We start from the raw sequence: 13,257 nt of genomic DNA on the forward strand, positions 1-13,257 counted from the left end.
CCGCGGCGCGCCCTTTCCGGGATCATACCAGCCACGCCAGCGTGACTTGGCGCCCCGTGCGTACCTGCCGCCGGTAGGAAAAATATCGATCGGCGCGGCGATAGGTGCATTCCCCGCTGCACTCGACCTGATCGACGCCCGCCCGCGCCAATCGCCGCGCCGCCAGGCCGGCCAGATCCGCCAGCCAATGACCGGCCCGCGCCGACGGCGCGAAGCAGGCGGCCGCTTCGGCGTCCTGCTCCATGAAGGCGCGCCGGACCTCGTCCCCCACTTCGAAGGCGTCCGGCCCGATTCCGGGGCCGATCCAGGCGCGCCAGGCCGACGCCCGAGGCGCCTGGCGGCGCATGACCGACAGGGTGTTTTCCAGCACGCCGGCCGCCAGGCCCCGCCAGCCGGCATGCGCCGCCCCCAGCACCGTGCCGTCCCGATCGGCCAGCACCACCGGCAGGCAATCCGCCGTCATGATCGCCAACGGCCTGCCCCGCATCGCGGTGACGGCCGCATCGGCGCAGGGAGCGTCCGCCGGCGCCGCCAGTCGCGTCGTCCCCGGCGAATCAGACGCCTGCCATACCGCCGTCCCGTGGACCTGACTCAGCCAGAGCGGCTCCGCCGGCAAGCCGGCCCGCACCCGGGCGCGGTTTTCCCGCACGGCGGCCGGATCGTCATCCACGTGCAGGCCCAGGTTCAGGCTGTCCCAGGGCGCGGCGCTGACGCCCCCGCCGCGCCAGGTGCTGACATACCGCACCCCCGGCCAGGGTTCGCCGGTCGCGCCCCACAGGCCGGGCGTCCATTCAAGAATGCGCGTCATGGCTTTCTCCATCCCATGTCACCTGCGCCTGCGCCGCCCGGAAATCCTCGGGCAATTCCGCCGTGAACGACGGCAGCAGCCCGGTCGTCGGATCCTGGAAGCTGAGGGCGCGGGCATGCAGCATCTGTCGGACGGCCCCCGCCACCGGCCGGCCGCCATACAGGGCGTCGCCCAGCAAGGGATGCTTCAGCAGGGCCATGTGTACGCGGATCTGGTGGGTGCGGCCGGTTTCCAGGCGGCACAGCACCTCGGACACGGGCTGGTCGCCGCAATGTCCCGCGCGCTGCGCGGCATAGTGCGTGACGGCGGGCTTGGCCGCGATGGGCCGCTCGGCGCTCATGCGCACGGGCACCCGCGCGTCGCGGCCGATCGCCGCGTCGACCGTGCCCCGCCCGGCCAGGATGCCGTGGACCAGGGCGCAGTATTCGCGCTTGACGGTGCGCGCCTGCAGCTGGCGCACCAGCGCGGTCTGCGCGATTTCGGTGCGGGCGACGACCAGCAGGCCGGAGGTGTCCTTGTCCAGCCGATGGACGATGCCGGCGCGCGCGACGTGCAGCAATTCGGGATAGCGGTACAGCAGGCCGTTCAGCAAGGTGCCATGCCAGTTGCCCGCTCCCGGATGCGTGACCAGGCCCGCGGGCTTGTTCACCACGATCCAGTCGGGACTGTCCTCGACCACGTCGAAGGCCACGGGTTCGGGCACGAAGGCCAGGTCCTCGGGCGCCTGCTGCGGCCAGACCTGGATCCGCGCGCCGGGGCCGACGCGGCTGCGGACCTTGCCCACTTCCCCGTCCACCCGCACGTGCCCGTCTTCGATCCAGGTCTGCAGGCGGCTGCGGGAATGCTGCGGCAACAGGCGGGCCAGGACCTTATCCAGACGATCCGGGAGGGCTTGCAGGGGCAGTTCGAACAGCACTGGCTCGTCAGGGCCCGCGTCCTCGGTGGCGATCTCTGTGTCAGACATGGCGACAAATCATATAATCTGCCGACAATGCTAACACCTTGATCAAGGATGCCCCGTGGCCGTGCAAGCACCTGCTTTCCTGAAATCCCTGCCGTCCCTCGCCCGGCTGGCGCTGGCCGGACTCTGTCTGGCGATCGTGGCCGGGTGCAGCTCCACATCGGGCAAGGTCGACCCGACCGCCGGCTGGAGCGCCGAGCGCCTGTACAGCCAGGCCCGGTCCGACATGGGCTCGGGCAACTGGTCCGATGCCCGGAAGAACCTGGAAGCCCTGGAAGCCCGCTATCCCTTCGGCATCTATGCCCAGCAGTCCCTGATCGACCAGGCCTACGTCAACTGGAAGGACGAGGAACCCGAACAGGCCAAGGCGGCCATCGACCGCTTCCTGCAGCAGTACCCGAACCACCCGGGCTCGGACTACATGCTGTACCTGAAGGGCATGATCACCTTCACGCCGCCCAGCGCCATCCTGTCGAACATCACCCGCCAGGACCCCAGCGAGCGCGATCCCAAGGGCCTGCGCGAATCCTACGAAGCGTTCAACGAGCTGATCAAGCGCTATCCCGACAGCCGCTACACGCCCGACGCCCGCAAGCGCGTGGCCTGGCTGGTCAACACGATCGCCGAAAACGAAGTCCACATCGCCCAGTACTACTACGAACGCGGCGCCTACGTCGCGGCGGTCAACCGGGCCCAGACCGTGGTCACGGACTTCCAAGGCGCCCCCATCGTGGAAAAGGCCCTGTACGTGATGATGCTCAGCTACCAGAAGCTGGACATGCCCAACCTGGCCGACGACGCCAAGCGGGTGCTGGACAAGAACTTCCCCAACAGCAAATACTACAAACAGGGCCTGAACGAGCCCAAGAGCGCCTGGAACCCGATCAACTGGCTGTAAGCGGATCGGCGGCGGGCGGGTTCGACAGGAAATCCACCGCCACCGCCGCGTCGCGCGTGCGGGCGAAGGGCGGCAGGCCCTGCCACAGCAGACGCCCGTAGGGTTTGTCCACCAGCCGGCCGTCCCCCACCACCAGCACGCCCCAATCCTGTTCCGAGCGGATCAGGCGCCCCGCCCCCTGCTTCAGCAGCAAGGCGGCCTGCGGCAGCTGATATTCCATGAAGGGATTGCCGCCTTCGGCGCGGCAGGCGTTCAGCCGGGCCTCCAGCACGGGATCGTCGGGCGGCGCGAAGGGCAGCTTGTCGATCGCCACCAGCGTCAGCGCATCGCCCGGCACGTCGATGCCTTCCCAGAAGCTGGTGCTGCCCACCAGCACGGCATTGCCGGCCGAACGGAAGCGTTCCAGCAGGACGCCGCGCGTGGCCTCGCCCTGGCGCATCACGGGCCGATCCGACGACAGCAGCCCGCGCAACAGCTGATCGGCCACCCGGTCCACGGCCCGCAGGGTCGTGCACAGGACCAGCACCCCGCCCGCGCAGGCATCCACCAGCGGCAGCAGCGCCTGGGCGAAGGCATCGGTGAACCCCGGATCATTGGGCCAGGGCAGTGTCCGCGGCACGTACAGCAGCCCCTGCGCCGGATAATCGAAGGGCGAGGCCCAGCTGGCGGTCCGGGCGTCGCCCAGCCCCAGCTGATGCTGGAAATGCGCGAAATTGCCGCGCACCGACAGGGTCGCGGACGTCAGCACCCAGGCCTGTTCGGGGCGCCGGAAACCGGAAAAGATGCGGGCCACCGACAGGGGCGCGCGGTGCAGGCGCACGGAATGGGTGCTGTGTTCCAGCCAGCGCACCGCTGCCTGGTTCTCCGGTTCCGGCAGCCCCCGGGCCGGCTGCGCCCACTGCAGCAGCCGGGCCCGCAGCGTGCGGGCCGTGCGCGCCGCCGCCGCCAGGTCGGGATGGCGCTCTTCCTGGGTGCCCAGGGCCTCGGCCAGGGTGTCCAGCGCCCCGACCAGCGCGTCCAGCGCGGCATCGAAGGCTTCGGGTTCGGGGATCTGATCGAACGTCGCCCGGCCGCCGGGCATCCGCCCCACCGGCGCGCTCACCAGACGCAACTCGCGGGCGGCGGATTCCAGAGCCTGACAGTGCTCGGACCAGCGCACGGCTTCGCGCGCCTGCGCCAGGCCCGCGGCTTCGGTCTGCCGCGCCAGATCCAGCAACTGATGCAGGGACACGCTCTGTCCCAGGAAACGGGTGGCCGTCTCGGGCAACTGGTGGGCTTCGTCGAACACCACCAGCCGGGTTTCGGGCAGCAGGTCCGGAATGCCTTCCTCGCGCAGGGCCAGGTCCGCCATGAACAGCGCATGGTTGACCACGACCACGTCCGCTTCCTGCGCATGGCGCCGCGCCTTCAGCAAAAAGCAGTCGCGCACGAAAGGACACTCCTGGCCCAGGCAGTTCTCCCGGGTCGACGTGACGCGGTTCCAGATGTCGGCGGTTTCCGGCACGGCGGGCAGATCGGCCTTGTCCCCGCTCGGGCTGAGCTGGGTGAACTGGCGGATCTGCCGCAGCTGGGCGATCTCTTCGCGGGATTTCAGGCCGCGCTCGTCCTGCTCCAGGCGTTCCAGGTGATAGTGGCAGACGTAGTTGCCGCGGCCCTTGAGCAGGGCCACGTCCACGGACAGGGCCAGCGCCTCGCGCAGGCGCGGGATGTCGCGCCGGAAGAGCTGGTCCTGCAGCGTGCGGGTGCCGGTGGAAATCAGCACCTTGTCGCCGGACAGGAAGGCCGGCACCAGGTACGCCCAGGTCTTGCCCGTTCCCGTGCCGGCCTCGGCCACCAGCACGCCGCCGTCGGCCACGGTGTCCCGGATGGCGGCCGACAGCGCCTGCTGGGCCTCGCGCGGCACGTAGCCGGGCAACTGGCGGGCCAAAGGGCCCTCCGGGCCGAATACGGCGTTCAGATCGTCACTGGACATGGGGGAAGGAAGACGGGATGAATCGGGGGATGATACGCCAGGCATTTCAGGGCGCGGCGCATGCTATGGCAAAATGCGCCGCTTGAACTTCGTATTTTAGGACGTCCGCATGTCCACTGCCGTAGCCGCTTCTTCTTCTCATTCCGTCGATCCCGCGCGCGTCCTGCGCCTGCTGTGCGCCGAACTGGACGCCCGCCCCGCCCAGGTCGCGGCCGCCGTGGACCTGCTGGATACCGGGGCCACCGTGCCCTTCATCGCCCGCTACCGCAAGGAAGTCACCGGCGGGCTGGACGACACGGTGCTGCGCCAACTGGAAGTCAGGCTGCTGTACATCCGCGAGCTGGAAGGCCGGCGCGTCGCCATCCTGGACTCCATCGCGCAGCAGGGACGGCTCGACGACGCCTTGCAGGCCCAGATCCTGGCGGCCGACAGCAAGCAGCGCCTGGAAGACCTGTACGCCCCCTACAAGCCCAAGCGCCGCACCCGCGCCCAGATCGCCCGAGAAGCGGGGCTGGAACCGCTGGCCGACACGCTGCTGGCCGACCGCGCCGCCGATCCGGACGCGCTGGCGGCCGGCTACCTGAACGCCGACGCCGGTTTCGCCGACGCCAGGGCCGCCCTGAACGGCGCCCGCGACATCCTGGCGGAACGTTTCGCGGAACAGGCCCCGCTGCTGGAGGCCTTGCGCGGCGAACTCTGGCAGACGGGCCTGATCTACGCCCAGGTGGTGGCCGGCAAGGAAACCGAGGGCGAGAAATTCCGCGACTGGTTCGACTTCCACGAAGCGCTGCGCACCCTGCCCTCGCACCGCGTGCTGGCGCTGCTGCGGGGTCGCCAGCAAGGCATCCTGGACCTGCGCCTGGGCCTGGATGCCGAGCGCGAAGCGCTGACGCCGCATCCCTGCGTCACGCGCGTCGCCGACCTGCTGGACATCGACGCCCGCTTCGACGCCCAGGCCACGCCGCGCCAGCACTGGCTGGCCGAGGTCTGTCGCTGGACCTGGCGCGTCAAGCTGCTGACGGCCTTCGAAACCGAACTGATCGGCCGGCTGCGCGAAGCCGCCGAGACGGAAGCCATCCGCGTGTTCGCCGCCAACCTGAAGGACCTGCTGCTGGCCGCCCCGGCCGGCCCCAAGGCCGTGCTGGGCCTGGATCCCGGCATCCGCACCGGCGTGAAGGTCGCCGTCATCGACGCCACCGGCAAGCTGCTGGACACCGCGACGATCTACCCCTTCGAGCCGCGCCGCGACGTGGAAGGGAGCCTGCGCACGCTGGCCGCCCTGGTCCAGCGCCACCGGATCCCGCTGGTCGCCATCGGCAACGGCACGGCCTCGCGCGAGACCGAACGCCTGGCGGCCGTCCTGCGCGAACGCCATCCCGAACTGGCCTTCGACCGGGTGGTGGTCTCCGAGGCGGGCGCCTCGGTGTATTCGGCTTCCGAACTGGGCGCGCAGGAATTCCCCGACCTGGACGTCAGCCTGCGCGGGGCCGTGTCCATCGCCCGCCGGCTGCAGGACCCGCTGGCCGAGCTGGTCAAGATCGAACCCAAGGCCATCGGCGTGGGCCAGTACCAGCACGACGTCAACCAGCGCGAACTGGCGCATTCGCTGAACGCCGTGGTCGAGGACTGCGTGAATGCCGTGGGCGTCGACGTGAACACAGCCTCCGCGCCGCTGCTGACCCGGGTTTCGGGTCTGAACGCCAGCCTGGCCCGCAACATCGTGCAGTGGCGCGAAGAGCACGGGGCTTTTCCCAACCGCCAGGCGCTGCGCGAAGTCCCCCGCTTCGGCGACAAGGCCTTCGAACAGGCCGCCGGGTTCCTGCGCGTGCCCGGCTCGGACAATCCGCTGGATGCGTCCGCCGTCCACCCCGAAGCCTACCCGGTCGTCGAACAGATCGTGCTGAAGGCCGGCCGGTCCGCGGCCGAGCTGATGGGGCAGCCGCAGGCCCTGAAAGGTCTGTCGCCCGCCGATTTCACCAGCGAGCGCTTCGGCCTGCCGACGGTGCGCGACATCTTCGCCGAACTGGAAAAACCGGGCCGCGACCCGCGTCCGGAATTCAAGACGGCGCAGTTCAAGGAAGGCATCCACGACATCAAGGACCTCGCGCCCGGCATGGTGCTGGAAGGCGTGGTCAGCAACGTGGCCAATTTCGGCGCGTTCGTGGACATCGGCGTGCACCAGGACGGCCTGGTGCACGTGTCGGCTCTGGCGGACAAGTTCGTCAAGGACCCGCGCGACGTCGTGCGGGTCGGCCAGACCGTGCAGGTGCGGGTGCTGGAAGTCGACGTGGCCCGCAAGCGGATCGCGCTGACCATGCGCAAGGACGATCCGGAGCCGCGTCACGCCGGCCGCGGCGCCGAGGCCGGCAACCGGTCCGGCGGTCGCCCCGGTGGCCGCCAGGGCCGCCCGGAGCGGCCGGCGGCCGCGCCGCAAGGAGCCATGGCCGAAGCCTTCGCCCGCCTGCAGCACAAGCGCTGAACGGCGATGCTTCGTCCCGGCACGGGGACGCGGGCCCGCGCCGCCCGCCTCCCGTCCAGCGCCTGCGACCTGCAATATAGACAACCACTATCGAACAATAATAGATAATCAATTTTATTAAATTATCGATCTTCCTTAGACTGTTCCCTGAGTCACAGGCTGCCCGCGCGGCGGCCCGCCCCCCGAACCGGGTTCATTTCAGGAGCAGAACCATGAAGAAGCTGACCACCGCCGCCGGCGCCCCCGTCGCCGACAACCAGAACATCCTGACCGCCGGCCCGCGCGGCCCGGCCCTGCTGCAGGACGTCTGGCTGCTGGAGAAACTGGCGCACTTCGACCGCGAAGTCATCCCCGAGCGCCGCATGCACGCCAAGGGCGCGGGCGCATACGGCACCTTCACCGTCACCCATGACATCACGCGCTACACCCGCGCGGCCATCTTCTCCGAAGTCGGCAAGCAGACCCCGATGTTCATCCGCTTCTCGACCGTCGCGGGCGAACGCGGCGCCGCCGACGCCGAGCGCGACATCCGCGGCGTGGCGATGAAGTTCTACACCGAAGAAGGCAATTGGGACCTGGTCGGCAACAACACCCCCGTCTTCTTCTTCCGCGACCCGCTGAAGTTCCCGGATCTGAACCACGCCGTCAAGCGCGACCCGGGCACCGGCATGCGCAGCGCCCAGAACAACTGGGAATTCTGGACCGGTCTGCCCGAAGCCCTGCACCAGATCACCATCGTCATGAGCGATCGGGGCATTCCGTCCGACTTCCGCCACATGCACCTGTTCGGCAGCCACACCTTCAGCTTCATCAATGCCGACATGGAGCGGTTCTGGGTGAAATTCCACTTCAAGTCCCGGCAAGGCATCCGCAACCTGAGCGACGCCGAGGCGGCCGAACTGATCGGCCGCGACCGGGAAAGCTCGCAGCGCGACCTGTACGAGAGCATCGCGCAGGGCGATTTCCCGAGCTGGACGTTGTCCGTGCAGATCATGCCGGAAAAGGATGCGGGGACTTACCACCTGAACCCCTTCGACCTGACCAAGGTCTGGCCGCACGGCGATTACCCGCTGATCGAAGTCGGCGTGCTGGAACTGAACCGCAATCCCGAAAACTTCTTCGCCGAAGTCGAGCAGGCCGCCTTCACCCCGGCCAACGTGGTTCCCGGCATCGGCTTTTCGCCCGACCGCATGCTGCAGGCGCGCCTGTTTTCCTATGGCGACGCGCAGCGCTACCGCCTGGGCGTCAACCATCACCAGATCCCTGTCAATGCGCCGCGCTGCCCCTTCCACAGCTACCACCGCGACGGCGCGATGCGGGTGGACGGCAATCACGGCGGCCTGACCGGCAACCAGCCCAACCGATCCAGCGAATGGGCCGAGCAGCCCGAATTCCGCGAACCGCCGCTCAGCCTGGAAGGCGTCGCGGACCACTGGAACCACCGGGAAGACACGGACTACTTTTCCCAGCCCGGCGATCTGTTCCGCCTGATGTCGCCCGCCCAGCGGCAGGCCCTGTTCGACAACACGGCCCGCGCCATCGCCGGCGTCAGCGCCGACGTGCAGGCTCTGCACATCGAGCACTGCGCCCTGGCGGACCCGGCCTACGGCGCCGGAGTCGCCGCCGCGATCCAAGCCCTGCAAGGCTGAGCCGCGTCCGCGGGACGACGCCGCGCGCGGCGTCGTCCCGCATGCCGGGCGCCGCAGCCGGCAAATCGGGCTGCAACATGCGCTGCGTCAACACCTGCTGAAAAATTATCGATTAAAAAACAGCAAGGAGGTCGCCATGCCATCAGCCTCGCAAAGACGCACCGTGGACCACCGGGCCGCGGCCCGGGCCACCGACCAGTATTTCCATGCCAGCCAGGCGCGCGCCTTCGCGTCGCTCTCGCCCGCCTCGCTCAGCCTGGCGTGGCTGGACTGGGCTCTGCACCTGGCAGCCTCGCCCGGCAAGCAAACCGAACTGTTGCGCCTGGCCGCCCGCCATCAGCACGACCTGGCTCACTACCTGTACGACTGCCTGCGGGCTTGCGGGGACCCGTCCCGGGTCTGCGTGACGCCGCCCGAAACGGACCCGCGCTTCAAGGACCCCGCCTGGTGTCGCTGGCCCTACAACCTGCTGAGCCAGGGATTCCTGCTGACCCAGGCCTGGTGGGAGGAGGCCACGTCCGATCTGCACGGCATCGAACCGCACCACATGCGGCAGATCGCGTTCTGGGCGCGCCAGTGGCTGGATATGATGTCGCCCGGCAACCAGCTCTGGACGAACCCCGTGGCCATCGACCGCACGGTCGCGGAAGGCGGGATGAACCTGCTGCGCGGCGGCAGCCATCTGCTGGAGGACGGCATCCGTCACCAGGCCGAAATGCCCGTTGCCGGCGCGGACAAGTTCCGCGTCGGACGCGAGGTCGCCGTCACGCCGGGCAAGGTCATCCTGCGCAACGAGCTGATCGAACTGATCCAGTACGCGCCGACCACGGCGACCGTGCGTCCCGAGCCGATCCTGCTGGTGCCCGCATGGATCATGAAGTACTACATCCTGGACCTGTCGCCCCACAACTCCCTGGTCCGCTTCCTGCGGGACCAGGGCCACACCGTCTACTGCATCTCCTGGAAGAATCCCACCGACCGGGATGCCGACAGAGGCATGGACGACTATCTGCGCGACGGCTTCTTCGCCGCCCTGGACGCCATCGGACGCATCCAGCCGGAACGCCGCGTCCACGCCACCGGCTACTGCCTGGGCGGCACGCTGTTGTCGATCGCAGCCGCCGCCATGGCGCGCGACGGCGACGACCGGCTTGCCAGCGTCAGTCTGTTCACGGCCCAGGTCGATTTCAGCGAACCGGGCGAGATCGGTCTGTTCATCGACGAAGCTCAGGTCCACATGCTGGAAGCCCAGATGGGACGCAGCGGCTGCTTCAGCGCCGACCAGATGGCGGGCGCTTTCCAGATGCTGCGTTCCTACGACCTGCTCTGGTCGCGCGCCATCCATGAATACCTGCTGGGCGACCGGCGCCCCCTCAACGACCTGATGGCCTGGAACGCCGACGCCACCCGCATGCCCGCCCGCATGCATTCGCAGTACCTGCGGCGTCTGTACCTGAACAACGACCTGAGCGCCGGGCGCTATCCCGTGGGCGGGCGGCCCGTGTCGATCGGCGACATCCGCCTGCCCGTCTTCGCGGTGGGCACCGTCACCGATCACGTCGCGCCCTGGCGCTCGGTCTACAAACTGCACCAGTTCTTTCCCGGCCAACTGAGTTTCGTTCTGACCAGCGGCGGCCACAACGCCGGCATCGTCAGCGAGCCCGGCCACCGGGGGCGGCAGTACCGCTTTCGCACCCGCCAGCCGGGCGCGCCCTTCCTGTCGCCCGACGACTGGATGGCCGCTACGCCCGTCAGCGAAGGATCCTGGTGGCCCGCCTGGTCGCGCTGGCTGACCGACCGCTCGGGTCCCGCCGAAGCGCCACCTGCCCTGGGAGGCTCCGGACGGACGCCCCTGGAAGACGCCCCCGGGCGCTACGTACTGGAGACCTGATCCATGCGCAGGCATACCTCGTCCCGCCGGATCCGGCACGGCGCGTCCGGGCCGGCCGCCGGCATGGCCTGCGGCCGCTTCCCGCTCTTGCGCATCCTGGGCGCCGCCGGCATGCTGGCCCTGTCGGCCTGCGTCAACCTGGCGCCCGCGACCCGGCTCCCGGCTCCTCCGGTCGCCGATGCCTGGCCCGCCGACGCCGAAACAGCGCCCGCGCCCGCCACCACGCGCGCTTGGCGGGATCTGGACTGGGCGAACTATTTCCAGGACGCCGACATGCGCCGGCTGATCAGCCTGGCTCTGGAGCACAACCGCGACCTGAGGCTGGCCGGGCTGCGCGTGCGCGAAGCCGAAGCCGCCCACCGGATTCAGCGGGCCGACCTGTCGCCATCGATCAGCATCCAGGGCGGCGTCGAACGCAGCCGCGTGCCCGGCGACCTCAATCCCGCAGGCCAGCCGCAGATCCAGTCCCGCAGCCAGGTCGGCATCGGCCTCACCCATTGGGAGATCGACCTCTGGGGCCGGATCCGCAACCTGAAAGACGCCGCGCTGGACGACTGGCTGGCCTCGGACGCGGCCCGCCAGGCTGTCCGGGTGGCGCTGGTGCGCCAGGTGGCCGACTCGGTGCTGGTGCTACGGGAACTGGACCAGCGCGCCTTTCTGGCGGACGAAGCCGTGCGCAACCGCCGGCAGTCCCTGGAAATCTTCCAGCGGCGCAAGGGCGCGGGGTCCTCCTCGGAACTGGAACTGACCCAGGTGCGCACCCTGTTGATCCAGGCCGAATCCCTGCGGGTTCAACTGCAACAGGAACGGGCCGCCGCCGCGCACGCGCTGACGCTGCTGACGGGCGTCGCGAACGCCGGCATCGCGCCGGCCGAGGCCATCGATCTGGAATCCATGCGGCTGACCCGTCTAGAGCCGGGCCTGCCGTCCGAGGTCCTGCTGTCCCGGCCGGACATCCGGGCCGCCGAATACCAGCTGCGGTCGGCCCACGCCCGGATCGGCGCCGCGCGCGCCGCATTCCTGCCGCGCATCGCCCTGACTTCGAGCACCGGCTCGGCCAGCGCGGAACTCGACGGCCTGTTCGGCGGCGGGAGCCGGGCCTGGACGTTCGCGCCGGTCATCGAACTGCCGATCTTCACGGCGGGCCGCTTGAGGACCACCCTGGACGTGACCGAGGTCCGACGCGACATGGCGGTGGCGACCTACGAGAAAAACATCCAGACCGCCTTCCGCGAAGTGGCCGATGCCCTGTCCGCGCGCCAGGGCCTGGCCGAACAGATGGACATCCAGGCCCGCATGGCGCGGACCCAGGCCGCGCGGGCCGAACTGGCCCAGCTGCGCTACGACAGCGGCGCCGCGCCCTACCTGGAAGTCCTGGACGCCCAGCGCGATCTGCTGACGGCTCAGCAGCAACTGGTTCAAGTCCGGCGCGCCTGGCTATCGAGCCAGGTGGCTCTGTACGCCGCCCTGGGCGGCGGCGCCGGACCCGCCCTTCCAAACTCTCCCGCCCTCCAAGCGACATGATCCTGTCCGAGAAACTCAAGAAATCCCTCCCGCTGGCGCTGGCCGCCGTTCTGGCGATCGGCGCCTACGGCGCCTGGCGCTGGTCCCGGGACGGCGGCCCGGGCCCCGGTTTCATGCAAGGCAACGGCCGCATCGAGGCCACCGAAATCGACATTGCCACCAGGCTGCCCGGTCGGATCGACCGCATTCTGGTCGACGAGGGCGATTTCGTCCGAACCGGACAGATCCTGGCCCTGATGAATCCGGATTCCCTGCAGGCCCAGATCGAAGAAGCCGCGGCCCGCCAGCGCCAGGCCGGACACGCCGTCGCCGCCGCCCAGGCCCAGGTCGCCCTGCGCGAAAGCGACGTCGCCACGGCGCAAGCCATCGTCAGGCAGCGCGAAAGCGACCTGTTCGCCGCCCGGCGGCGCTTGAACCGATCCAGCACGCTGGCCCGGCAGGGCGCGGCGTCGCAGCAGGAGCTGGACGACGACCAGGCCCGGCTGCGCAGCGTCGAAGCCGGCCTCGCCGCCGCCCGGGCGCAAGTGGTGTCGGCTCAGGCGGGCGTGGCGGCGGCCAGGGCCGATCAGGTGGGCGCGGAATCCGCCGTGGCGGCTGCGGCGGCCACGACGGCGCGCATCCAGGCCGATCTGGAGGACAGCCGCCTCAAGGCCCCGCGCGACGGCCGCATCCAGCTGCGCATTGCCCAGCCGGGCGAAGTGCTCGGCGCCGGCGGCCGCGTGCTCAACATGCTGGACCTGTCCGACGTCACCATGACCTTCTTCATGCCCGAAGCCATCGCCGGCCGGCTCGCCCTGGGCAGCGAAGTCCGCATCGTGCTGGACGCGGCCCCGGAATATGTGATCCCCGCCGAAGTCGCCTTCGTCGCCAGCCAGGCCCAGTTCACTCCCAAGACCGTGGAAACGGCCAGCGAGCGCCAGAAGCTCATGTTCCGCATCAAGGCGCGCATTCCCCGGGATCTGCTGCAGAAGCATCTGGAGCAGGTCAAGACCGGCCTGCCAGGCGTCGCCTGGGTCCGCACCGACGCCGCGCGGCCCTGGCCCGCGACCCTGGCCATCCGCCTGCCCGGATAAGA

At 69.6% G+C, this 13,257-nt stretch carries 9 protein-coding genes; 6 read left to right on the forward strand and 3 right to left on the reverse strand.

The window, feature by feature from the left end:
- Positions 1-22: 22 nt before the first annotated feature.
- Together pgeF and Q0263_RS08060 are read right to left on the reverse strand one after the other, a co-directional pair.
- Positions 23-808, reverse strand: coding sequence for a peptidoglycan editing factor PgeF (pgeF, locus tag Q0263_RS08055; protein WP_298015139.1), 786 nt, complete (start codon positions 806-808; stop codon positions 23-25).
- The gene (locus Q0263_RS08060) at positions 792-1,772 is read right to left on the reverse strand and encodes an RluA family pseudouridine synthase (RefSeq protein WP_298015141.1); all 981 of its coding nucleotides are present in this window, start codon (positions 1,770-1,772) and stop codon (positions 792-794) included. Before Q0263_RS08060 ends, pgeF begins: the two co-directional genes overlap by 17 nt.
- 88 nt (positions 1,773-1,860) lie before the next feature.
- Here Q0263_RS08060 and Q0263_RS08065 point away from each other — a divergent pair, with 88 nt between their 5' ends.
- Positions 1,861-2,667, forward strand: coding sequence for an outer membrane protein assembly factor BamD (locus tag Q0263_RS08065; RefSeq protein WP_298015681.1), 807 nt, complete (start codon positions 1,861-1,863; stop codon positions 2,665-2,667).
- On the opposite strand, the gene Q0263_RS08070 is transcribed toward Q0263_RS08065, so the two are convergent.
- On the reverse strand, positions 2,654-4,639 hold the full coding sequence (locus tag Q0263_RS08070) for an ATP-dependent DNA helicase (protein WP_298015143.1): 1,986 nt from the start codon (positions 4,637-4,639) through the stop codon (positions 2,654-2,656). The genes Q0263_RS08065 and Q0263_RS08070 overlap by 14 nt on opposite strands.
- 109 nt (positions 4,640-4,748) lie before the next feature.
- Here Q0263_RS08070 and Q0263_RS08075 point away from each other — a divergent pair, with 109 nt between their 5' ends.
- The 5 genes from Q0263_RS08075 to Q0263_RS08095 all read left to right on the forward strand — a co-directional run bounded on the left by Q0263_RS08075 (position 4,749) and on the right by Q0263_RS08095 (position 13,255).
- Positions 4,749-7,118 (forward strand): Tex family protein, encoded by a 2,370-nt coding sequence (locus tag Q0263_RS08075; RefSeq protein WP_298015145.1) that lies wholly within the window; start codon positions 4,749-4,751, stop codon positions 7,116-7,118.
- 212 nt (positions 7,119-7,330) lie between these two features.
- Entirely contained in the window at positions 7,331-8,767 is a 1,437-nt protein-coding gene (locus Q0263_RS08080) for a catalase (RefSeq protein ID WP_298015147.1), read from the forward strand.
- 136 nt (positions 8,768-8,903) lie between these two features.
- Positions 8,904-10,658, forward strand: a complete 1,755-nt coding sequence (locus Q0263_RS08085) for an alpha/beta fold hydrolase (RefSeq protein WP_298015149.1) — start codon at positions 8,904-8,906, stop codon at positions 10,656-10,658.
- 3 nt (positions 10,659-10,661) lie between these two features.
- On the forward strand, positions 10,662-12,182 hold the full coding sequence (locus tag Q0263_RS08090) for an efflux transporter outer membrane subunit (protein ID WP_298015151.1): 1,521 nt from the start codon (positions 10,662-10,664) through the stop codon (positions 12,180-12,182).
- A complete protein-coding gene (locus Q0263_RS08095) occupies positions 12,179-13,255 on the forward strand; it encodes an efflux RND transporter periplasmic adaptor subunit (RefSeq protein ID WP_298015153.1) in 1,077 nt (358 codons plus the stop codon). The genes Q0263_RS08090 and Q0263_RS08095 overlap by 4 nt, the downstream gene beginning before the upstream one ends.
- Positions 13,256-13,257 lie beyond the last annotated feature (2 nt).

It is taken from the genome of uncultured Castellaniella sp. (genome assembly GCF_937988725.1).
Taxonomy (GTDB): Bacteria; Pseudomonadota; Gammaproteobacteria; order Burkholderiales; family Burkholderiaceae_B; genus Castellaniella.